21 protein-coding genes are annotated in these 19,976 nt (G+C 73.1%); 12 read left to right on the top strand and 9 right to left on the bottom strand.

The features are described from left to right. The first annotated feature begins 232 nt into the window (after nt 1-232). Both KF840_20175 and KF840_20170 read left to right on the top strand, forming a co-directional pair. A complete protein-coding gene (locus KF840_20175; protein ID MBX3027223.1) occupies nt 233-439 on the top strand; it encodes a hypothetical protein in 207 nt (68 codons plus the stop codon). Nucleotides 440-494: 55 nt separating this feature from the next. After that, a complete protein-coding gene (locus KF840_20170; protein ID MBX3027222.1) occupies nt 495-1,961 on the top strand; it encodes an SLC13/DASS family transporter in 1,467 nt (488 codons plus the stop codon). A gap of 31 nt (nt 1,962-1,992) precedes the next feature. On the opposite strand, the gene KF840_20165 is transcribed toward KF840_20170, so the two are convergent. Together KF840_20165 and ligD are read right to left on the bottom strand one after the other, a co-directional pair. Further along, nucleotides 1,993-2,499 (bottom strand): sigma-70 family RNA polymerase sigma factor, encoded by a 507-nt coding sequence (locus tag KF840_20165; protein MBX3027221.1) that lies wholly within the window; start codon nt 2,497-2,499, stop codon nt 1,993-1,995. A gap of 32 nt (nt 2,500-2,531) precedes the next feature. Beyond that, nucleotides 2,532-5,054 (bottom strand): DNA ligase D, encoded by a 2,523-nt coding sequence (gene ligD, locus KF840_20160; GenBank protein MBX3027220.1) that lies wholly within the window; start codon nt 5,052-5,054, stop codon nt 2,532-2,534. Nucleotides 5,055-5,139: 85 nt separating this feature from the next. On the opposite strand from ligD, the gene KF840_20155 reads away from it, so the two are divergent. Beyond that, nucleotides 5,140-6,024 carry a Ku protein gene (locus tag KF840_20155; GenBank protein ID MBX3027219.1) on the top strand — a complete coding sequence of 295 codons (885 nt, stop codon included), beginning with the start codon at nt 5,140-5,142 and terminating at the stop codon, nt 6,022-6,024. A 52-nt stretch (nt 6,025-6,076) separates the two neighbouring features. Then, a complete protein-coding gene (locus KF840_20150; protein ID MBX3027218.1) occupies nt 6,077-6,919 on the top strand; it encodes a tetratricopeptide repeat protein in 843 nt (280 codons plus the stop codon). 51 nt (nt 6,920-6,970) lie between these two features. On the opposite strand, the gene KF840_20145 is transcribed toward KF840_20150, so the two are convergent. From KF840_20145 to KF840_20135, 3 genes are read right to left on the bottom strand one after another with little or no spacing between them, the layout of a single operon-like run. Next, the gene (locus tag KF840_20145) at nt 6,971-7,639 is read right to left on the bottom strand and encodes an EthD domain-containing protein (protein MBX3027217.1); all 669 of its coding nucleotides are present in this window, start codon (nt 7,637-7,639) and stop codon (nt 6,971-6,973) included. 32 nt (nt 7,640-7,671) lie between these two features. Further along, nucleotides 7,672-8,553 (bottom strand): rhomboid family intramembrane serine protease, encoded by an 882-nt coding sequence (locus tag KF840_20140; GenBank protein ID MBX3027216.1) that lies wholly within the window; start codon nt 8,551-8,553, stop codon nt 7,672-7,674. Further along, entirely contained in the window at nt 8,553-9,170 is a 618-nt protein-coding gene (locus tag KF840_20135) for a DUF1614 domain-containing protein (GenBank protein MBX3027215.1), read from the bottom strand. The genes KF840_20140 and KF840_20135 overlap by 1 nt, the downstream gene beginning before the upstream one ends. Nucleotides 9,171-9,219: 49 nt before the next feature. Between KF840_20135 and KF840_20130 the strand changes: the two genes are divergently transcribed. From KF840_20130 to KF840_20120, 3 genes are all read left to right on the top strand, one after another. After that, the gene (locus tag KF840_20130) at nt 9,220-10,158 is read left to right on the top strand and encodes a 2-dehydropantoate 2-reductase (GenBank protein MBX3027214.1); all 939 of its coding nucleotides are present in this window, start codon (nt 9,220-9,222) and stop codon (nt 10,156-10,158) included. Between the two features lie 107 nt (nt 10,159-10,265). Continuing rightward, complete coding sequence (locus KF840_20125; GenBank protein MBX3027213.1) at nt 10,266-10,505, top strand: hypothetical protein; 240 nt, start codon at nt 10,266-10,268, stop codon at nt 10,503-10,505. Beyond that, complete coding sequence (locus KF840_20120; protein ID MBX3027212.1) at nt 10,502-10,897, top strand: type II toxin-antitoxin system VapC family toxin; 396 nt, start codon at nt 10,502-10,504, stop codon at nt 10,895-10,897. Before KF840_20125 ends, KF840_20120 begins: the two co-directional genes overlap by 4 nt. Before the next feature lie 155 nt (nt 10,898-11,052). Here KF840_20120 and KF840_20115 read toward each other — a convergent pair whose 3' ends face one another. The 4 genes from KF840_20115 to KF840_20100 form a co-directional block, all read right to left on the bottom strand. Then, on the bottom strand, nt 11,053-12,348 hold the full coding sequence (locus tag KF840_20115; GenBank protein ID MBX3027211.1) for an MFS transporter: 1,296 nt from the start codon (nt 12,346-12,348) through the stop codon (nt 11,053-11,055). Between the two features lie 4 nt (nt 12,349-12,352). Continuing rightward, the gene (locus KF840_20110) at nt 12,353-13,408 is read right to left on the bottom strand and encodes a hypothetical protein (GenBank protein ID MBX3027210.1); all 1,056 of its coding nucleotides are present in this window, start codon (nt 13,406-13,408) and stop codon (nt 12,353-12,355) included. A gap of 69 nt (nt 13,409-13,477) precedes the next feature. Continuing rightward, a complete protein-coding gene (locus KF840_20105) occupies nt 13,478-14,482 on the bottom strand; it encodes a class I SAM-dependent methyltransferase (GenBank protein ID MBX3027209.1) in 1,005 nt (334 codons plus the stop codon). A 71-nt stretch (nt 14,483-14,553) separates the two neighbouring features. Beyond that, nucleotides 14,554-14,898, bottom strand: coding sequence for a hypothetical protein (locus KF840_20100; GenBank protein ID MBX3027208.1), 345 nt, complete (start codon nt 14,896-14,898; stop codon nt 14,554-14,556). A gap of 232 nt (nt 14,899-15,130) precedes the next feature. Between KF840_20100 and KF840_20095 the strand changes: the two genes are divergently transcribed. The 5 genes from KF840_20095 to KF840_20075 all read left to right on the top strand — a co-directional run bounded on the left by KF840_20095 (nt 15,131) and on the right by KF840_20075 (nt 19,936). Further along, complete coding sequence (locus KF840_20095; GenBank protein MBX3027207.1) at nt 15,131-16,072, top strand: MerR family transcriptional regulator; 942 nt, start codon at nt 15,131-15,133, stop codon at nt 16,070-16,072. Between the two features lie 33 nt (nt 16,073-16,105). Then, nucleotides 16,106-16,519, top strand: a complete 414-nt coding sequence (locus KF840_20090) for a hypothetical protein (protein ID MBX3027206.1) — start codon at nt 16,106-16,108, stop codon at nt 16,517-16,519. 111 nt (nt 16,520-16,630) lie between these two features. Continuing rightward, nucleotides 16,631-17,881: a class I SAM-dependent methyltransferase gene (locus KF840_20085; protein MBX3027205.1), complete on the top strand. Its 1,251-nt coding sequence runs from the start codon at nt 16,631-16,633 to the stop codon at nt 17,879-17,881. 7 nt (nt 17,882-17,888) lie between these two features. Beyond that, a complete protein-coding gene (locus KF840_20080) occupies nt 17,889-19,169 on the top strand; it encodes an FAD-dependent oxidoreductase (protein MBX3027204.1) in 1,281 nt (426 codons plus the stop codon). Continuing rightward, nucleotides 19,166-19,936 (top strand): DUF1365 domain-containing protein, encoded by a 771-nt coding sequence (locus KF840_20075; protein MBX3027203.1) that lies wholly within the window; start codon nt 19,166-19,168, stop codon nt 19,934-19,936. Before KF840_20080 ends, KF840_20075 begins: the two co-directional genes overlap by 4 nt. Nucleotides 19,937-19,976 lie beyond the last annotated feature (40 nt).

Raw genomic sequence — 19,976 nt, 5'->3', positions numbered from 1 at the left:
GCGTCAAGACGGTGGCTGGAGTCGACGCAACCAGTACCGCAGCGGCAGAAAACCAACACCCGCATGTCCTGTGTCACACCAGGCGTTGACCCGGCGGACGGCGATCACGGTGGCGTGCCGTGAGCATCGCGATTGCTAGGCACGAGGGTTGAACCCACAGCCACCGCGGGCAGCGGGGGCGGGAGCGAGAGCCGAAATGCCCGAAGTCGAACCCGCACTCGAAGGAGCGATCATGGCGCTGCTTCTGCGTCTGCTGTTCGGGTTCGACGTCAGCATGCCACTCGCCTTGCTGGCTGGCATAGGCAGCCGACTCGCCACCGCCTGGCTCGGCCCCGGCTATGTGCCGCCCGACTGGTGGCTCGCCGAGCTGGTGGTCAGCGGGGCGACGACGATGGCGATTCTCGGCTGCCTGCAGGTCGTGCGCGCCCACCGCTTCTGACACTGGCGGCGTCTCGGTTTGGAGCGACGATCCGATCGGCGCTAAGACGGCGCCGATGGCGGAGGAGGGCGGCGGAGCGGCGCTGACCGGGCGTCAGCAGGCGGCGGTGTGGGCGGTCGCGATCGGGCTGGCGGCGGCGGTGTACGCGTGGCCGCTGCCCGACATCCCGGAAAGCGGCCGCCGGCTGACCGCCGTCCTGCTGGTGGTGGTGACGCTCTGGCTCAGCGAGGCGTTGCCGATCGCGGTCACGGCGCTGCTCGGTCCCTCGCTGGCCGTGTTGGTCGGGGCGACGCCGGCGAGCCAGGCCTTTGCCGCCTTCGGCAATCCGATCCTGATGCTCTTCATCGGCAGCTTCCTGCTCGCCGGCGTGACCTTCAAGCATCGCCTGAACGAGCGCATCGCCTACCGCGTGCTGTCGCTGCGGGCGATCGGCAGCGAGCCGATCCGCGCCTTCGTCGTCCTGGCGCTCACCACCGCGGCGCTGTCGGCGTGGATGAGCAACGTGGCGGTGACCGCGATGATGCTCCCGATCGCCCAGTCGGTCCTGGTGGCGATGTCCGATGACCACACGCCGCCGCGCCGAATGGGAGCCGCCTTCGTCCTCATCGTCACCTACGCCGCCTCGATCGGCGGCCTGTTCACCCCGGTGGGGACGCCGCCGAATCTGATCGGCATCGGACTGATCGAGCAGGCCACCGGCCGGCGCATCGCCTTCGGCGCGTGGGTGGTCGAGGTATTTCCGGTCACCTTCCTCGTCCTGCTGGCGATGATCGCCTATCTCGCCTGGCTGTTTCGCCACGATGCCGCGGCGCTCACCTACGACCGGTCGCAGATGGCCGGGCGCTACGCCGCCCTCGGCCCCTGGCGGGGCGTCGAGCGGCGGGTGGTGGCGGCGTTGCTGGTCACGGCGCTGCTGTGGATCACGCCGTCGATCCTGTCGCTGTTCGCGCCGGCGCTGAGCGAGTACCTGAACGCCCACCTGCCGGAGTCGGTGGTGCCGGTGGTGGTCGCCGGGGCGTTGTTCTGCTTGCCGCAGGGCGGGGGATCGACCCGCCGCATCCTGGAAATCGAGGATCTGGCGCGCATCGACTGGCCGGTGGTGGTGCTGTTCGGCGGCGGCATGTGCCTCGGGCAGCTCATGATGGACACCGGCGTCGCCACGTCGCTCGGCACGCTGCTCGCTTCCTACGTGCCGGCGGGGCACAGCCCGTGGCTCGTGTTCGCCTTCTCGCTGCTCGCGATCGTGGTGTCGGAGACCACCTCCAACACCGCCAGCGCCAACATGGTGGTGCCGGTGGTGCTGGCGGTGAGCACCCAGGTGGGCGCCGACGTCATCGGGCTCGGCATCGCGGCGACCGCCGCCTGCACCTTCGGCTTCATGCTGCCGGTGTCCACGCCCACCAACGCCATGGCCTACGCGACCGGCTACGTCTCGCAGCGGCAGATGATCCGCTACGGCCTGTTGCTCGATCTGATCGGCATCGCCGCGCTGACGCTGTGGTTCGGCTACGTCATCCGCTGAGCCGCCGGAGCGGTGTCCGCTGCCTGGCCGGTTACCGCGCGCGCGCCTTGAGGGCGGCGAGTGCCGCGTGCAGTCGCGATTTCACGGTGCCGACCGGGATGCCGAGCGCATCGCCGATCTGCGCCAGCGACAGGTCGTCGGCGTAGCGCAGCAGCAGCACCTCGCGCTGCCCGGCCGGCAGTGCCGCCAGCAGGCGGCCGAGATCGCCGCCGGCGGACGGCGGCGGCGCCGGCAGCGCGTCGGCCAGCGCCTCGACGTCGACCGCCGGCCGCCGTCGGCGGACGCGATCGAGCGCCAGGTGGCGCACCACCGGGTAGAGGAACGTCCGCAGTTGCGCCGTCAACTCGAAGTCGGGGAAGCGGCGGAACAGGTGGGCGAAGGTCTCCTGCAACACGTCGAGCGCGTCGTCGCGATTGCCGGTGCAGCGTTCGGCGAGGGCGACCACCCAGTCGCGATGGCGGCGGTAGAGCGCCTCGAAGGCCTCGACCTCGCCGCGGTTGGCGCGCTGCACGAGGTCGCGGTCGCTGGGCTCCGACACGACGCGCTCGGACGATCGACGCGGGAGGGAATTCAGTCGCGCACCTGCCGCCGCAGCGCGGCGAGGATGGATGGGATGTCGGCCCGCGTCTCCAGCACCGCGCGCATCGGATCGCCGCGCTCGGCGACCCGCCCCGGGACGGTGCGGATGGTGTGGCGCCCCGGATCGAGCCGGGCCGTGACCTCGCTCCAGGCGAGGGGCGTGGACACCGGCGCCCCGGGCAGCGGACGCACCGAGAAGGGCGCGGCGATGGTCTTGCCGAAGCCGTTCTGCAGGTAGTCGACGTAGACCTTGCCGCCGCGGTCGCCGAGCGACCGGGCGACGGTGGCGATCGCGGGCAGCGCCTCGGCGACCAGCCGCGCCAGCACCTCGGCGAAGGTCTTCGACTGGTCGTGGGTGAGCGCTCCTCCCAGCGGAATGAGGATGTGCAGCCCCTGCTGTCCCGATGTCTTGATGTAGTGCGGGGCGCCGAGCGGTGCGAGCAGGGCATGGATCTGGCGGGCGACGGCGATGACGTCGCGCCGCGGCGCGCCCTTGGGGTCGAGGTCGAGGATCGCCCAGTCGGGCCGCTCGATGCTGCCGCGGCGCGCGCTCCAGACGTGCAGCGGGATGCAGCCCATGTTGATCACGTACAGCAGGGCGTCGCGTTCGTTGCAGAGGAAGTACTCGGTGTCCTCGACGCGGCAGGTCGGCACCCAGTCGGGCACGAAGTCGGGGGCGTTCTTCTGGAAGAACGACTTGCCCTCGATGCCGTCCGGATAGCGGGTGAGGACCACCGGTCGGTCGCGCAGGTAGGGCGCGATCGCCGGCCAGATGGCGCCGTAGTAGGCGAGCAGATCGCCCTTGGTGTAGCCGTCGGCCGGCCAGAACACCTTGCCCTGGTTGCTCGGCGCGAAGCGCGGCGGCGGCGCGTCGTCACCTGGCGGCGGCGGCGCGGCGTCGCGCGTCGCCGCGCTGGCGCCGGGCCGGTGGTCGGCGTCTGCGACCGGGACGTCGGCCAGGATGTCCTCGAGCACCGGCTGTCGCAGCATGCCGCGCTCGGTGACCTCGGTGTAGCGCACCCGCGCCACCAGGCGCGGCGCGACGAACACCGCGCCGCGCGGCAGCGGGTCGGCGCCGACGGTGAACGCCGGCGTCGCCCGTCGCGCCGGTTCGAGCGCGGCACGCAGCGCCCGCACCTGCGCCTCGCCGAGGCCGCTGCCGACGTTGCCGGCGTGCACCAGCTCGCCGTCGCGCCACCAGGCGAGGATCAGCGCGCCGAGCGGCGCCCGCGCGCCCTTGCCGGGGACGTAGCCGACGACCGCCAGGCGGCCGCGGCGCGGGCGCTTGATCTTCTGCCAGTCGCGGCTGCGCTGGCCGCTGCGGTAGGGCGAATCGGCGCGCTTGGCGACGATGCCCTCGACCTCGTGCTCGGCCGCGGCGGCGTAGAACGCCTCGCCGTCGGCATCGACGTGGTCGGTGTAGCGGATGACGCCGCGCGCCGGCAGCAGGCGCTCGAGCAGCGCCTTGCGCGCGGTCAGCGGCAGCGCCCGCGCATCGCGACCGGCAACCGCCAGCAGGTCGAAGGCGAACACCTGCACCGGGATCGCCGCCGCGGCGCGCTCGACGTCCCACGCGTTCACCAGCCCGAGGCGCCCCTGCAGCCGCTCGAAGGAACCGGTGCCGCGCTCGTCGAGCGCGATCAGCTCGCCGTCGATCGCGAAGTCGTCGCAGGGCAGATGCGCCGCCGCGGCGGCGATCTCGGGGAACTCCGCCGTGACGTCGCGGCCGCTGCGCGCCCGCAGCCGCGGCGCGGCGCCGTGCTGGCGCACGATCAGGACGCGGATGCCGTCGTACTTGAGCTCGAAGAGCCAGCCGGCGCGGCTGAATGGCTTCTCGCTCACCTCGGCGAGCATCGGCGACAGCGCCCGCGCCGACAGGGCGCCGCGCGGCGCGCCGGCGGCGTCGGCGGCGGCCGCGAGCTCGGCATCGCGGCGGACGCCGTCGCGCAGCTCGCCGACGGTCAGCCCCGACACCACCGACTGCGGCATCGTCGCGACCGGATCGGCGCCGCCCGCCGCCGCGTCCGGCTTCTTGAACAGCAGCCACTGCCGGCCCTGCTCGCCCTTGGTCCGCACCAGCGCCCAGCGGCCGCGGAGCTTGTGGCCGATCAGCTCGAGATCGAGCTTGCCGCTGGCCAGCGCCGCGCCGGGCTCGCTGCCGTCGAGCAGCCGGTAGCGCCCAGCGTCCCAGATGATCATCGCGCCGGCGCCGTAATTGCCGGCCGGGATCAGGCCCTCGAAGCCGCCGTACTCCAGGGGATGATCCTCGGTCTGCACCGCCAGACGGCGCGCGCTGGCGTCGACCGACGGGCCGCGCGGGATCGCCCAGCTCACCAGCACGCCGTCGATCTCCAGCCGCAGGTCCCAGTGCAGCCGCCGCGCGGCGTGCTGCTGGACCACGAAGCGCTGCGCCGCAGCCGCCGGGGAGCGCCCCGCCGCGGCCCCGAACGGCTCGCTGGTGCGGGCCGGATCGCGCTTGCGGCGGTAGGGGTCGAGCGAACGGGAGGCGCCCATCGGATGCTCGCTCATAGCACAAAATCGCTCGCCCGGACCGCGTCGCGATGGTACAGTGCGGCGCGGTCGCGAAAGGAACCCGCCGATGGCACCACGCGCAATTGCATCCGGGACGATCAGCTTCGGGCTCGTGTCCGTTCCGGTCAAGCTGTTCAGCGGCACCCAGTCGAAGAGCCTGTCCTTCAACATGCTGCACGCCAAGGACAACTCGCGCCTGCGGCAGCAGTACGTCTGCCAGACCTGCGGCGAGGTGGTCGAGCGCGACGCCATGACGCGGGGCTACGAATACGCCAAGGACCAGTACGCGGTGCTCAGCGGCGAGGAGCTCAAGGCCCTGGAGCAGCAGAGCGACCAGTCGATCGAGATCGAGGAGTTCGTGCCCATCGCCAGCGTCGATCCGATCTACTTCGAAAAGACCTACCTGCTCGGGCCCGACAAGGGGGGCAACAAGGCGTATCGGCTGTTGCGCGAGGCGATGCACAGCGCCGGCCGCGGCGCCGTGGCGCGCTTCTCCACCCGCGGCAAGCAGCAGCTCGTGCTCCTGCGCGAGGCGCAGGGCGGGCTCATGATGCACGCGCTGTTCTACGCCGACGAGGTGCGCGACTTCGGCGAGATCGAGCGCGGCGACGAGGTGACGGTGAAGCCGGGCGAGCTGCAGCTCGCCATCCAACTGATCGAGCAGTTGGCATCGTCGGAGTTCGATCCGACGAAATACAAGGACGAGTACCGCGAACGGGCGCTGGCGCTGATCGAGCGGAAGGTCGCCGGCGAGGAGATCGTGGTCGGACCGGCGCGCGCCGCCAAGGGCCAGATCATCGACCTCATGGAGGCGCTGAAGGCGAGCCTCGCCAGCCGCGGTGGGGAGCCCGCAGCCGCGGTCCCGGAGCGGCGGCCGGCGCGGGCCAAGAGCGCCGCCGGCGCCGCCAAGAGCGTCGCCAGCGGCGGCGAGCGCGGGCGCAAGAGCCGGTGATGCGCGGCCGGCGCGCGATCCAGCGCGTCCGACTGCAGCGCTGGCCATCGCCGTGAACAGCTCGCCGCTCCGCACCGCCGACGTCGCCCGCGTGCTGGCCGTTCCGCCGGCGCGGGTGCGGGCGATGGTGCGCGCCGGCTGGTGCCGGCCGGGGCGCGACGGCCGCCAGTTCCGCTTCGCCTTCCAGGACGTCGTGCTGCTGCGCACGGCGCTCGGCCTGCGGCAGGCGCGGGTGCCGGCGGCGCGGGTGCGCCGCGCCCTGCGCGAGCTGCTGCGGCAGTTGCCCGCGGACCGGCCGCTGTCGGGCGTGCGCATCGTCGCCGCCGGCGGCCGCGTGGTGGCGCGCAGCGGCGACCGCGTCTGGCAGCCGGAGAGCGGCCAGCTCCAGTTCGCCTTCACGGTCGACGAGCTGGCGCGGCGCGCCGCCGCGCCGCGGGCGCTGCCGCCGCGGCCGTCCAGGGCGGCCCCGCCGCCGTCCGGCGAGTCGGCCACGGACTGGTTCGAGCGCGGGGTGGCGCTCGAGGACGAGGACGTGGAGGGAGCGCGCGCCGCCTACGAGCGCGCCGTGCGGATCGATCCCGGGCACGCCGATGCCTGGGTCAACCTCGGCCGCCTGGCGCACGAGGCCGGCGATCCCGCCGCGGCGGCACGCTGCTATCACCAGGCGCTGCTGCGCGACGACACCGATCCGGTGACGCACTTCAATCTCGCCCTGGCCAACGAGGATCTGGAGAAGAGCGCCGAGGCGGCCGCCCACTATCGCCGCGCCGTCGCCCTCAACCCGGGCTTCGCCGATGCGCACTACAACCTGGCGCAGCTCCTGTCGCGCCTCGGCCGCCGCGACGAAGCGGTGCGGCACATGGTGCGGTATCGGCAACTGATGCGCAGGAAGTAGCGCTCCCAGCCTGCCCGCGTTCGGCGAACGGCCGGCCGCGGCGGGGGGCGATCACGCCTTCTGCACGTACTCGGCGACCACGTACGGGAACGTGTGGCCGATGAAGCGAGCGATGTCCTCGCGGATGATCCGTTCGCCCTCGGGCGAGGCGAACAGCGGCTGCGTCGGGTCGATGGTGATCTCGGCGAAGCCGTCCCACTGCGGCGCCTCGGGGGAGAGGCGCTGGTCGACGATGTTGGTGACGTAGCGGCTCATGTGCGGGTGGTGGGTGAGGGCGAGCGGCACGTGGACCGTCTGCCAGTGCCGGGCGAACTCCTCGTGCGTCAGGTCCGGCCGGCGGCGCAGCGGGCAGAACATCTTGACCCCGGCGGCGCGCTGCCCGAGCGGCCGCGGCGCGGTCGAGCGCTGGACGATCTCGGTGGTCGCGTAGGCGTCCGCGCCGCCCATGAAGCCGGCGACGTCGCGGCCGACGACGCGCTCGCCCTCCGGCGAGTCGTAGAGGCGCTCGCGATAGTCGGCCAGCGAGTCGAAGCTCAGCTCGCCGATGCTGTCGAGCGCCGCTTCGCTGTCCGGCCCGCGCTCGACGATGTTGACGGTGTAACGGCGCAGCGTCGGATGGTGGCGCAGGGCGATCGGTACGTGTCCCTGCAGCAGCCGATCGACGTAGCGCTCGTGCGTGATGTCGGGTCGTCGGCGGCAGAGGAAGATCAGCTTCACCATGCCGGGCATCTGCCGTGGCCGCCGCGGCGCGGTCAAGCGCCGTCGCTCAGCGCCAGCAGCCAGCAGCCGAGGACGACCAGGGCCGCGGCGACGATCAGCCCGCGCTGCGCCGCCGGCGGCAGGGGGCGCGGCCGCAGCACGGCGAGCGCGCCGCCCAGCCCGACGCCGGCGAGGAAGCCGAACAGGTGCGCCAGCACGTCGCTGCGCGCCGACGAGCCGAGCATGCCGAGCAGCGCCAGCGCCGCCGCGAAGGGAGCCCAGGCGCGCCACGGCGACACCGTCGCGCCGGCGCGCCGCTGCACGACCCGGATGGCGGCGAGCGCGCCGAGCGCGCCGAAGATCGCCGTCGAGGCGCCGATGCCTTCGTACGGCGCGCCGCGGACCAGGACGTTGATCGCGTTGCCGGCGGCCCCCGACAGCAGCATGAGCCAGAGGCCGGCGCCCGGGCCGACCATGGTGCACAGCGAGGTGCCGAAGAGCAGCAGCACCACCGCGTTGGCGAAGATGTGCGGGAAGTCGGCGTGCAGCGTCAGTGCCGTCACGGCGCGCCACCACTCGCCGTCGCGCAGCATCCGGCGGGCGTCGGCGCCGCCGGCGGCGAACCACGGGTGTCCGCCAGCGCGCGGGCCGGTGAGCACGAACAGCGCGCACAGGGCCGCCGCGAGCAGCGGCGCGGCGATGCCGCGGCCGTACTCGGGCGGTGGCGGCGGTGCCGGGCGGGGTCGGTTCTCCTCGTCGTAGGCGTCGAGCGTGGCGCGGGCGCGCGCGGCCGCGGCGGCGGCGACGAGCAGCAGGTAGCCGTGCTGCGGGCTCCAGTCGATGCGCGAGTCGACGCCGATCGCGGCGAGCGCCAGGCTCCAGTCCTCGACCGCGCGGCGCTGCGCGCCGACGCGCACGACCTGTGGCTCGTCCATCAGGCGAGGAGCACGGCGAGGATGCCGGTGACGAAGATGCCGTCGAAGGTGCCGGCGCCGCCGATCGAGGCCACCGGTCCGCCCAGCCGCCGCAGCGTGCCGAGGTGCGTCAGGTCGGCGCCGATCAGCGTGCCGAGCGAGCCGGCGACGTAGGCGACGGCCGGTGCCGCGTGCGGGGCCAGGAGCAGGCCGCCGCACGCGGCAATCAACGGCGGCACGATGACCGGCACCGCGATGCCGATCCCCGGCAGCGGCCGGGCGATGCGGTGCACCACCAGCGCCACCAGCGCCACGGCGAGGAGCGCGATCGGCGGCGCCGCGCCGCGCGCCAGCAGGTAGAGCGAGAGTCCCGTCGGGATGAGCGCGCCGCCGACGTTGATGGCCAGCAGGTTCGCCGGCCGGCCCGCCTCGTCGGGATCGCCGTAGCGCGCCAGCGGCAGGTTGAGCCCGCTGCCCATGAGCGACAGGGCGAGGAGGCTGATCAGGTAGCGGGAGTCGATGCCGATGCGCTCGTAGGCGTAGGCGATGGCCCCGATCTCGAGCAGCACGACCGTCAGGGCGAGGGCCAGGGTGAACAGGATCAGGATCGGCGAGCGTTCGGGTGACTGGATCGGCATTCCGCGCTACCTCTGCAGGCGTGACGCGCGACTGTAGCACTGGCCAGCCATGAAGGACGACGGGCGCACGCGGGAGCGGGTGCTGGTGATGGGCAGCGGGGCGCTGGGCGTCTTCTTCGGCGGCCGCCTGGCGCAGGCCGGCGTCGACGTCGTGTTCGTCGCCCGCGGGGCCACCCTCGAGGCGTTGCGCCGCGACGGCCTGCGCATCGCATCGGCGCGCGGCGTCGAGCGCGTCGCCCCGCTGCGGGCGGTCGCCACGCCCGCCGAGGCGGGGCCGCGCAGCGTCGTCCTGGTGTGCGTGAAGTCGTACGACACCGATGCCGCGGCGGCGGCGCTGCGGCCGGTGGTCGGTCCCGACACCATCGTGCTCTCGCTGCAGAACGGCATCGAGAACGAGGCCCGGCTCGCGGCCGCGCTCGACCTGCCGCCGCTGCTCGGCGGTCTGACGCACATCGGCGCCGAGCTGGTGGCGCCGGGCGTCGTCCAGCTCGACTCCGGCGGGCGCATCATCTTCGGCGAGCTCGACGGCCGCCCGAGCGCCCGCGTCGCCCGCCTGGAGGCGTTGTTCGCCGCCGCCGGCGTCGACCACCGCGCCTCGCGTCACATCGCCGTGATGCTGTGGGACAAGCTGGCCTGGAACGCCGCGTTCAACGCCACCACCGCCGTCACCCAACGCACGGTCGGCGCGCTGCTGGCGGACGCGGACGGGCGGGCGTTGGTGCGGGCGGCGATGCTGGAAGTGGTCGCCGTGGCGCAGGCCAACGGCGTGCCGCTCGCGGCGGCGCGGGTCGACGCGTCGCTCCGCCACAGCGCCGAGGAGCTGGCGGCGCTCAAGACCTCGATGCTCCAGGACCGCCAGCGCGGCCGCCGCCTGGAGTACGACGCGCTCAACGGCGCCGTGCTGCGCGCCGCCGCCCGCCACGGCGTGCCGACGCCGGTCAACCGCGTTCTCCACGACCTCCTGGCGGTGCTCGACCCGCGCCCGTAGCCGCCCGCGCGTGGCGGCGGCGCCGTGTCGATGGGCGGAGGGGCGCTGCGGCGAATCCTGATCCGCTTCATCTTGATGTGCATGCACATGCATGTCACGGTCCGAACATGAGGACGACGATCGAGATCCGGCAGGAGCAGCGCGCCCGGTTGCTCGAGTTGGCGGCGCGGCGGGGGGAAAAGGGCTTCTCGAACCTGGTCCAGGAGGCGCTCGAGCTCTACCTCGACGCGCATGCGCGGGCGGACGATACGCGCCGGCGAGCGCTCCTGTTGCGCGGCGTGCTGGACGAGAAGGACGCGAAGCGGCTGCGCGAGGCGGCGGCGAGCATCCGAGGGTCGTGGCGATGATGATCGCCGACACCGATGTGCTCATCGACTTTCTCTCGGACGCCAATCCGGTCGCCGATCGGATCGCGCTCGAGATCGAGCACGCGGCGCTGCGCACCACTGCCGTCACCCGCTTCGAATTGCTGGCGGGCGCGCGGACGCCCCGCCAGGAGAAGATGATCGCCGAGTTGCTCGCCGCCCTGCCCACGCTCCCGCTCGACGCGGCCGCCGCCGACCGGGCGGCGCTGGTGCGACGCACCCTGGAGCGGCAGGGGAAGGCGATCGGCATGGGGGATAGCCTGATCGCCGGGATCGTTCTCGTGCATCGCGGAACCCTGCTGACGCGAAATCGCGACCACTTTCAGCGCGTGCCGGGGCTGAAGCTGGGGACGGTGAGTGTGCGCGAGCGATGAGGGGAGGTCCCGAAGATCGATCGGCCAGCGCTTCGCCGCCATGTCCGTAACCGCGGCCGGCAGGGGCGTGCCGCCGTGGGGGGCGCCGCCTCGCGGACGCTCCGCGCGCCACGCTGCCGCGAACGCTGGCAGTGACCGAGCGGGCCGGTAGCCCGTCAGCCACCGGGGATCGCGTCCGTCGCGTCGGCGCGACGGACGGCGTCGATCGCGCCGGCGCGGATCTGGTGCGGCAGCGCGACCGCCACCAACGCGGCGGCGAGCCATGCCATCGCGGTCAGCGCCACCATGGCCACGGCGTACGATCCGTAGTGATCGTAGAGCATCGCCGTGAACAGCGGCGCGCCGGCGGCGGCGAGGTCGTAGCTGACCTTGTAGGCGCCGAGGATGGCGCCGAGGTGGCGGCGGCCGAAATAGTGGACGGAGAGGATGGGAATCGAGGGCAGCAGGCCGCCGTAGCCGGCGCCGAAGAGGAGGAGCGCCGGGACGAGCACCTGCGGGTGAGCCGGCACCAGGAAGAGGATCGGGAAGCCGGCGGCGATCAGCACGATCTCGGCGAGCAGCAGGTTGCGACGGTCCATCCGGTCGGCGAGGGCGCCGAACACCAGGCGCGCGCAGGCGGAGACGAAGAAGAAGAAGCTCTTGTGGTCCGCGGCGCTGACCGGATCGAACCCGAGCTCCTTCAGGAACACGAGGATGTGCTTGTTGAACGCGTAGCAGGGCATGCCGCCGAGGAAGATGGCGGCGGCGAACACCCAGAACACCGGCAGGCGGATGGCGTCCGCGAGCGCGATGCCCGTCAGCGGCGCCGGCCTCGCCGTTGCCGCCGGCCGGTCGCTGCCGTAGGGCTGCAGGCCCATCTCCTCGGGCCGGCCGCGGACGACCAGCAGCACCACCGCCAGCGGCGGCAGGCTGGCGATCGCGGCCATGATCATGAACGCCCGGCGCCAGTCGAGCGCTTCGATCAGGCGGGTGATCAACGCCGGCGCCAGGGCGGCGCCGAGCGCGGTGGCGGCGAGGACGATGCCGTTGACCAGGCCGACGCGGGCGTGGAACCAGCGCGAGACCAGCACCTGATTGGGGAGGATGGTCACCCCCGACATGCCGAGCCCGAGGAGGAGCGAGCTGCCGACGTACTGCGCCGGCGTCTGCACGTGCGCGAACAGGTAGAGCGCGACGCCCTGGACGACGATGCCGACGGTGAACAGCCAGCGGATCGGGTAGCGGTCGAGCAACCAGCCGGTCAGCGGGCTCATCAGGCCGACGATCAGGATGATCAGCGACGTCGGCAGGAATACCGTGCTGCGCGACCAATCGGGAAAGGCGTCGATGATGTACGGGTAGACGGTGGTGATGGCGAAGATGCCGAAGCCGAGCCCGAAGAGCTCGATCACCACGCTGGCGGCGAGGACGTACCAGCCGTAGAAGAGCGGCGCGCGCGCGGCGGGCGGCATCGCCTCAGGCTCCGGCGGCGGCGCCGACGATGGCGAGCAGCCGCGCGCAGAGCACTTCGTTGGCGGCGTGGATGACGCTGGCGCGGCCATCGACCAGGCGCCGCTCGGCGAGCGGGCGGCCGGTGAAGTCGACCGAGCAGCCGCCGGCGGCGAGGATCAGCGGCACCGCCGGAACCAGGTTGGCCAGGTTCTCGTTCACCACCACGAAGCCGCCGCCCTGCGACTCGATCCAGGGCCGGTCGCCGCGCCAGCCGAGCAGCAGGCGCAGCAGGGCGCTGAGGTTGCCGTACTGGCGCCAGACGTCGAAGGCGCCGCCCTCGTGGCGGTTGAGCAGGCGGCGGTAGAGCTCGACGATCAACGCTTCGTCGCCGGCCAGCGCCGACTGGCGGTCGAAGGCCTGGAAGCCGTCGAGGTAGACCACCGCCTGCGCCAGCGTCGTCTGCGTCGACGTGAACACCCGCGGCGCGCGGCGCAGGGCGGCGCGCACCGCCGGGCGGTCCGACAGGTCGTACGCCGCAGGGCCGGCGTCGTCCGGCAGCGCCACCACCTCGTGCGGATGGACGCGCACCCGGGTGGGGTTGCCGTCCACCACGACGGCGACGGCGAAGTCGCCGAGGGTGAGCGCGTCGAGTGCGGCGCGGGTCGGCGCCGTGCAGGCGAAGCCGACGCCCCAGCCGCCGTCGTTGGCGACGCGCACCGCGCTGCCGTCGGCGGCGTTGCCGAGACCGCCGACCTTGATCGTGCCGTCGACGGCGTCGAGCATGGCGTAGATCCGCTCGCCGCCCCCACGCGAACCGACGGTGAGCAGCGCGCCGCGCGCGGCATCGGCCAGCAGCGCGATCGGACAGCCGATCTCGGCGCTCAACCGCTCGAGGTGCGCCAGGCCGATCGCCTCGGCGGCGGCATCCACCGCGAGGACGATCTGTTCCCCCGGTTTCAGCGCCGCCGGCGCTGGGTGCCCGCGCGCCGCGGGCGGCATCGCGTGCACCGCGTCGCGAATGGCCCGCCCGGCCGCCAGCGCCGCCAGCGCACAGCGTTCGAGGACCGGATCGCGCGACATGCGGCGAGTGCATATGCCGAATGCGGCGGCGGACTCAACGGGCGGCGGGCGGCGTCGCGGTCGCCCGCCTCACCGCGGCGCGAAACGATGGTGCGACACCCCCCACTCGCGGCCGCGGCGATACCCGAAGAGCTCGGCGCAGGCGAGGAAGAAGAGACGCCAGCGCGCCAGCCAGCGGCGCGCCTCCCCCGCGCCGTAGGTGGCGGCGAAGAGCTGGCGCACGGCATCGCGCTGCGCGTCGAGTCGGCGCAGCCAGGCGTTGCTGGTGCGCTGGTAGTGCCAGCCCGGCAGCCACCACTGGTCCTCGAGGCGGAGATCGTCCTGGAAGTGGGCGAACAGATCGTGCGACGGCATCAGTCCGCCGGTGAAGAAGGTGCGGGCCATCCAGTCGCCGGCGCCAGCCGGCTCGAAGGGATAGACGTAGGCGCGGTGGGCGAAGACGTGGACGAACAGGCGGCCGCCGGGCGCCAGCCAGGAGGCGGCCCGGCGCAGCAGCTCCTGGTAGTTGCGCAGGTGCTCGAACATCTCGATCGAGAGGATGCGGTCGAAGCGGGCGCCCGGATCGAAGTCGTTGACGTCGGCGGTCACCACCGCGACGTCGCCGCGGCCGCGGCGCGCCAGCAGGGCCCGCAGGAACTCCCCCTGCGGCCGCGAGTTGGACACCGCGACGACGCGGCAGCGCGGGTAGCGCTCGGTGATCCACTCGGTCAGCGAGCCCCAGCCGCAGCCGAGGTCGAGGACGCGCATCCCGTCCTCGAGCCCGGCGCGGCGGCAGCTCAGGTCGAGCATCGCCTCCTCGGCGTGGTCGAGGTTCTCGATGCCGTCGCTCCATAGCGCGCAACTGTACTTCCGCCGCGCCCCGAGCACGCGCTCGAAGAAGGCCGGCGGCAGCTCGTAGTGCTGCGCGTTGGCGGCGTCGACGTGCAGGGCGAGCGGTCCGTGGCGCAGGCTGCGCAGGACGTCGCGATGGCCGTCGCCGTCGGCGCGCCGGCCCTCGTCGCGCAGGCGCTCGGCGCACAGGCGGCGGATGGCGAAACGGGCGAGCGGATCGGGCACCAGGCCGGATTCGCCGATGGCGACGGCGGCGCGGACGAGGGCGTCGAGCGGCGCCGCGACCGCGCGCCGCGGTGAAGCGATGAGCGAGCTCACGATGCCTCCTGGGTGTCTGCCACCGGCGCGGCGAAGAGCGCGGCGACGGCGCCGCGCCGGTTGTCGAAGATACGCTGCAGGTCGCGGGCGGCCGGCCCCCCGGCGATGAGATCGTCGAGGGCACGGAACGGCAGGCGATAGCGGACCCGGTCGCGCACCAGCGTGCCGCCGGCGTGGGCCGTGAAGGCACTGCGGTGCTGCCGATCGTCATGCACGCCGATGACCGACGCGGCGACCAGCGCCCGCGGCCGCTGGCGCGACGGCACCGCGGCGATCGCGCGCACCCGTCCGACCAGGGGACGCCCGAAGCGTCCGCTCGTTCCGCTGACGACGACCCTCATTCGCTCTCCACTCTCGCTGCCGGCACGCCGCGGGCCTTCCGCCACCCCGCCGCCCTCCCTACCGCCGACTCGATCGACTCTATCCGGCATTTGCAATCGGTCAAGGTCAGAACCTGACTAAACCTGACTTTATCGAGAACAGAAGGGTGACAGAGACAGACAAAGATTGACAGATGTTTCGCCGCAGGCTAGTGGATGAGCTGTGAGGGGCAGGACGGAAATGGACGCTGCGGTGACGAAGTCGGAGAACGGCCACGACGCATTGCCATTGCGGACCGTGTCGCGTCTGACCGGGTTGACGGCCGACGTCATTCGCGCCTGGGAGCGGCGCTACGGGGTGGTCGCTCCGACCCGCGGGCCGCGCGGGGCGCGGCTCTACAGCGCCGAGGATGTCGCGCAGTTGCGTCTGTTGCGGCGCGCGGTGTCCTCGGGGCGGGCGATCGGCGACGTGGCGCGGCTCAGTCGGGTGGCGCTGCAGGACCTGGTCGGGGCGGCGGAGCCGGCCAGCCGGTCGTCGGCGACGGCGACGGGGGCGAGCAGCGAGATCCTGACGCAGGCGGTGAACGCTCTCGAGCGATTCGACTGGGCGGCGCTCGATCGCTGTGTCGGCGACGCGTTGATGGCGCTCGGCGCGCGCGCGTTCGTCGAGCAGGTCGCGGCGCCGTTGATGGTGGACGTCGGCGAGCGCTGGAGCGACGGCCGGCTGTCGGTCGCCGACGAGCACCTGGTCTCCGGTCTCGTGCAGAACGTGCTGGCTGGCGTCCTCCGCACGCGCGGGCGTTCGGGACAGCCGACGGTGCTGCTGGCGACCGCGAGCGGCGAGCGCCACGAGCTGGGGTTGCTGATGGCGGGACTGGTCGTCGCCGAGGCGGGCTGTGGCCTGTGCTATCTCGGCGTCGACCTGCCGGCGGCGGAGGTGACGGCGGCGGCGCGACGGTCGCACGCCGCGGTGGTCGGGCTCGGCGTGGCGAACGCCGAGAGCCTCGAGGCGAGCGTCGCCGAGGTGCGGCGCGTGGAGCGCGATCTGCCGGCGACCACCGAGCTCTGGCTCGGCGGCCGTCAGGCGGCGGCTGCGGCGGCGCTGCTCGGCGCCACGCGCGCCGTGGTCATCGACCGGATGTCGGTGCTGGAGACGGAAACGGCTCGCCTGCGCGCCCAGCGCGGCGGGGCCTGAGCGCGGGGCGACCCGCGAGAGAGGAGCCATGTCATGGAGATCGCAGGAGGCCCAGTTCCATCGCCGGCGAGCGAGGCGCCGCGCGGCTCGTTCCTGAGCGCCGGCCTGGCGGTGATCGACGATCTGATGGCCGGCGGCGAGTTGCTGCCGGCGCAGTTGCCGGCGGCGACGCAGTGGACGCCGGAGAAGAAGTTGGCCGCCGCGGTGCTGGCGTCGGCGCTGGTCGAGATTCGCGACCACCACGGCAATCTCGCCCACCGGCGGCGGGTGGAGGAAGCGCTGGAGTGGATCGCGCTCGACGACGTCGAGTGGCCGTTCTCTTTCGTGCGCCTCTGCCACCTGTTCGGCCTCGAGGTGAGCTGGGTGCGCGGCGTCGTCGCGGCCTGGGTGCGGGTGCCGCTCGAGCAGCGCAAGCCGATCAGCTTCCTCTATCGCCAGGCGGCCTGACCCGCCGGCGGCGCCGTCCGGCGACCCCGCGGCGCCGCGTCCACTTCCCGACCCCACCGCGTGCGACCGCCGGGTTGTCCCCGGCGGTCGCGGGCCCGAGAGCAACGTCTGATGTCCTCACTTCACTCCACGGCCGGCTACGCCCTGCGCGAGCGGTCGCTGCCAAAACTGGATCGCCTCGCCGCGCGCGTGGTGCTCGATCGCCTGGCGCGCTGGCGCGAGGGGCGGCTCTCGCTGACCCTGCCCGATGGCAGCGTGCGCGAGCTCGGCGTGCCGGCGGCGGGGGAGCAGCCGCTCGCCCTGCACGTGCACGAATGGCGGTTCTTCCGCCGCCTGCTGCTCGGCGGCGACATCGGGGCTGGCGAGTCCTACGTCGACGGCGACTGGTCGTGCAGCGACCTGGTGCGGCTGTGCGCCCTGGTGGTGCGCGACCAGTCGGTGCTCGACGACGCCTCGCCGTGGCGGCTCGGGTCGCGCCTCGTGCACGCCGTGCGCCGCCTGCGCGAGGCGAACACGCGGCGCGGCAGCCGGCGCAACATCCGCCACCACTACGACCTCGGCAACGACTTCTTCCGCCTCTTCCTCGACGAGTCGCTCACCTACAGCGCCGGGGTCTACGCGCGGCCGGGGGCGACGCTGGCCGAGGCGCAGCGCGAGAAGCTCGACGGCATCTGCCGCGCCATCGGGGTGCGCGCCGGCCAGCACGTGCTGGAGATCGGCAGCGGCTGGGGGTCGTTCGCGCTGCACGCCGCGACCCACTACGGCGCCCGGGTGACGTCGCTGACGCTGTCCGCCGAGCAGCAGCGGCTGGCGTCGGAGCGGGTCGCCGCCGCCGGCCTGCGGGACCGGGTCGACATCCAACTGCGCGACTATCGCGCCATGCGCGGGCGCTTCGACCACCTCGTCTCGATCGAGATGTTCGAGGCGGTTGGCTTCGCCTACTACGACGCCTTTTTCGCCGCCTGCGAGCGGCTGCTGGCGCCGGGCGGCACGCTCTTCCTGCAGACCATCGCCATCCCCGACCAGGGCTTCGCGCGCTACCGGCGGGATTACGACTGGCTGCGCAAGTACATCTTCCCCGGCAGCCTGCTCGCCTCGCTGCACGGCATCACCGATTCGCTGCGACGGGTGACGCGCCTGCGCATCGAATCGCTGCGCGACATCGGGCCCGACTACGCGCGCACCCTCGCTGACTGGCGGCAGCGCTTTCTGGCGCGCCGCGACGCGGTGCGCCGGCTCGGGTTCGACGAGCGCTTCCTGCGCCTGTGGGAGTTCTACCTCGCCAGTTGCGAGGCGGCGTTCGCGGTGCGTTACCTGAGCGACCTGCAACTGGTGATGCGGCGGCCGTTGACCGTGGCCTGAGGGCGCGATGCGCATCGCCGTCATCGGCACCGGCATCTCCGGACTGGTCAGCGCCGCGCTCGCCGCGTCGGCGCACGACCTCGTGGTCTTCGAGGCCGGCGACCATGTCGGCGGGCACACCCACACCCATCGCATCGCGCGCTTCGGGCGCCGCTACGACGTCGACAGCGGCTTCATCGTCTTCAACGAACGCACCTATCCCAACTTCTGCCGCCTGCTGCAGCGCCTCGGCGTCGCCTCGCACGAGACGACGATGAGCTTCAGCGTCCGCGACGAGCGCGACGGCCTGGAGTACAACGGCACCGACCTCAACCGCCTCTTCGCGCAGCGCCGCAACCTGCTGCGGCCATCGTTCCTGCGCATGGTGGCGGACATCCTGCGCTTCTACCGCGAGGCGCCGCGCCTGCTCGACGCCGGCGACGACCTGACGCTCGGCGCCTACCTGGCGGCCACCGGCTACTCGCGGCGCTTCATCGAGCAGCACATCGTGCCGATGGGCGCGGCGGTCTGGTCCGCCGATCCCGCCGCCATCCACGAGTGTCCGGCCCGCTATTTCGTCCGCTTCTTCGCCAACCACGGCTTCCTGTCGGTGCGCGACCGGCCGCGCTGGCGAGTGGTCAGCGGCGGCTCGCAGCGCTACGTCGAGCCGCTGACCCGCGGCTTCCGCCAGCGCATCCGCCTCGCCTGTCCGGTGTCGCGCATCGAACGCCGCGCCGACGGCGTCCGCGTCACCAGCGCCGCCGGCAGCGAGCGCTTCGAGGCGGTGATCATCGCCACCCACAGCGACCAGGCGCTGCGCCTGCTCGCCGACCCCTCCCCGGCCGAGCGCGCCATCCTCGGCGCCATGCCGTATCAGCGCAACGAGGCCGTCCTGCACCACGACGCGCGCCTGCTGCCGCGCCGTCGCCGCGCCTGGGCGGCATGGAACTACCACCTGCTCGCCGCCACGCCGGAGGCGGCGACCGTGACCTACAACATGAACCTGCTGCAGGGATTGGAATCGCCGGAGCCGTTCTGCGTCACCCTCAATCATTCCGCGGCGATCGACCCGGCGCGGGTCATCGCCCGCATGACCTACCACCACCCGACCGCCACCCGCGCCAGCGTCGCCGCGCAGCGGCGCTGGGCGGAGATCAGCGGCGTCAATCGCACCTTCTACTGCGGCGCCTACTGGGGCTACGGGTTCCACGAGGACGGCGTGCGCAGCGGCCTGGCGGTGGCGCGTCAGCTCGGGCTGGCGCCGGCGCTCGCGGTGGACGGACCGACGGCGCTGACCCGCGCGGCATGAGCGCCGCGACCGCGGCGCCGGCGAGCGCGCTCTATGTCGGCCGCGTGCGGCACCGGCGCCACGCGCCGCGGCCGCACGTCTTCAGCTACCGGCTGTTCATGCTCTACCTCGATCTCGACGAGCTCCCCGCGCTGTTCACCGGGCGCTGGCTGTGGCGCTACGAGCGGCGCGGCGTCGCCGCCTTCCATCGCGCCGACTACCTGGGGGATCGGCGACAGCCGCTCGGCGAGGCGGTACGCGATCTCGTCGCGGCCCGCACCGGGTCGCGCCCGGACGGTCCGGTGCGCATGCTCACCCACCTGCGCTATTGCGGCTACGTCTTCAATCCGGTGACCTTCTACTACTGCTGGGACGGCGGCGGGGCGGCGCCGGCGGCGATCGTCGCCGAGATCACCAACACGCCGTGGAACGAGCGCCACGCGTACGTGTTGCGGGCGGACGACGCCGTCGGGCCGGAGCGGATGCTGCGCTTCCGTTTCGGCAAGCGCTTCCACGTCTCGCCCTTCATGCCGATGGACCAGGACTACGAGTGGCGCTTCACGACGCCGGGGCGCCGCCTGGCGGTGCACATGCGCAACTGGCGCGCCGGCGAGCGGGTGTTCGACGCCACGCTGGCGCTGGAGCGGCGCCCGCTCACGACGGCGTCCCTGACGCGCGCCCTGGCGCGCTTCCCGGCGATGACGGCGACGGTCTCGGCGGCGATCTACTGGCAGGCGCTGCGCCTGTGGTGGAAAGGCCTGCCGTTCCACCCGCATCCGGCGTCGTGAACGGGACCCTGCGCGGGCGCGGCGATGGGCGATGCCGGCC

The sequence above is a fragment of the bacterium genome (assembly GCA_019637795.1).
Taxonomy (GTDB): Bacteria; Desulfobacterota; Binatia; order HRBIN30; family CADEER01; genus JAHBUY01.
Note: the sequence above shows the minus strand (reverse complement) of the source record. Positions and strands in the feature narration are given on the sequence as shown.

What these genes read in the sequence shown, in the direction of transcription:
- KF840_20175 (MBX3027223.1), top strand. Translation starts at nt 233, where the DNA reads ATGGCGCTGCTTCTGCGTCTGCTGTTCGGGTTCGACGTCAGCATGCCA.
- KF840_20170 (MBX3027222.1), top strand. Translation starts at nt 495, where the DNA reads ATGGCGGAGGAGGGCGGCGGAGCGGCGCTGACCGGGCGTCAGCAGGCG.
- ligD (MBX3027220.1), bottom strand. Translation starts at nt 5,054, where the DNA reads ATGGGCGCCTCCCGTTCGCTCGACCCCTACCGCCGCAAGCGCGATCCG.
- KF840_20155 (MBX3027219.1), top strand. Translation starts at nt 5,140, where the DNA reads ATGGCACCACGCGCAATTGCATCCGGGACGATCAGCTTCGGGCTCGTG.
- KF840_20145 (MBX3027217.1), bottom strand. Translation starts at nt 7,639, where the DNA reads ATGGTGAAGCTGATCTTCCTCTGCCGCCGACGACCCGACATCACGCAC.
- KF840_20140 (MBX3027216.1), bottom strand. Translation starts at nt 8,553, where the DNA reads ATGGACGAGCCACAGGTCGTGCGCGTCGGCGCGCAGCGCCGCGCGGTC.
- KF840_20135 (MBX3027215.1), bottom strand. Translation starts at nt 9,170, where the DNA reads ATGCCGATCCAGTCACCCGAACGCTCGCCGATCCTGATCCTGTTCACC.
- KF840_20130 (MBX3027214.1), top strand. Translation starts at nt 9,220, where the DNA reads ATGAAGGACGACGGGCGCACGCGGGAGCGGGTGCTGGTGATGGGCAGC.
- KF840_20125 (MBX3027213.1), top strand. Translation starts at nt 10,266, where the DNA reads ATGAGGACGACGATCGAGATCCGGCAGGAGCAGCGCGCCCGGTTGCTC.
- KF840_20120 (MBX3027212.1), top strand. Translation starts at nt 10,502, where the DNA reads ATGATGATCGCCGACACCGATGTGCTCATCGACTTTCTCTCGGACGCC.
- KF840_20115 (MBX3027211.1), bottom strand. Translation starts at nt 12,348, where the DNA reads ATGCCGCCCGCCGCGCGCGCGCCGCTCTTCTACGGCTGGTACGTCCTC.
- KF840_20110 (MBX3027210.1), bottom strand. Translation starts at nt 13,408, where the DNA reads ATGTCGCGCGATCCGGTCCTCGAACGCTGTGCGCTGGCGGCGCTGGCG.
- KF840_20100 (MBX3027208.1), bottom strand. Translation starts at nt 14,898, where the DNA reads ATGAGGGTCGTCGTCAGCGGAACGAGCGGACGCTTCGGGCGTCCCCTG.
- KF840_20090 (MBX3027206.1), top strand. Translation starts at nt 16,106, where the DNA reads ATGGAGATCGCAGGAGGCCCAGTTCCATCGCCGGCGAGCGAGGCGCCG.
- KF840_20085 (MBX3027205.1), top strand. Translation starts at nt 16,631, where the DNA reads ATGTCCTCACTTCACTCCACGGCCGGCTACGCCCTGCGCGAGCGGTCG.
- KF840_20080 (MBX3027204.1), top strand. Translation starts at nt 17,889, where the DNA reads ATGCGCATCGCCGTCATCGGCACCGGCATCTCCGGACTGGTCAGCGCC.
- KF840_20075 (MBX3027203.1), top strand. Translation starts at nt 19,166, where the DNA reads ATGAGCGCCGCGACCGCGGCGCCGGCGAGCGCGCTCTATGTCGGCCGC.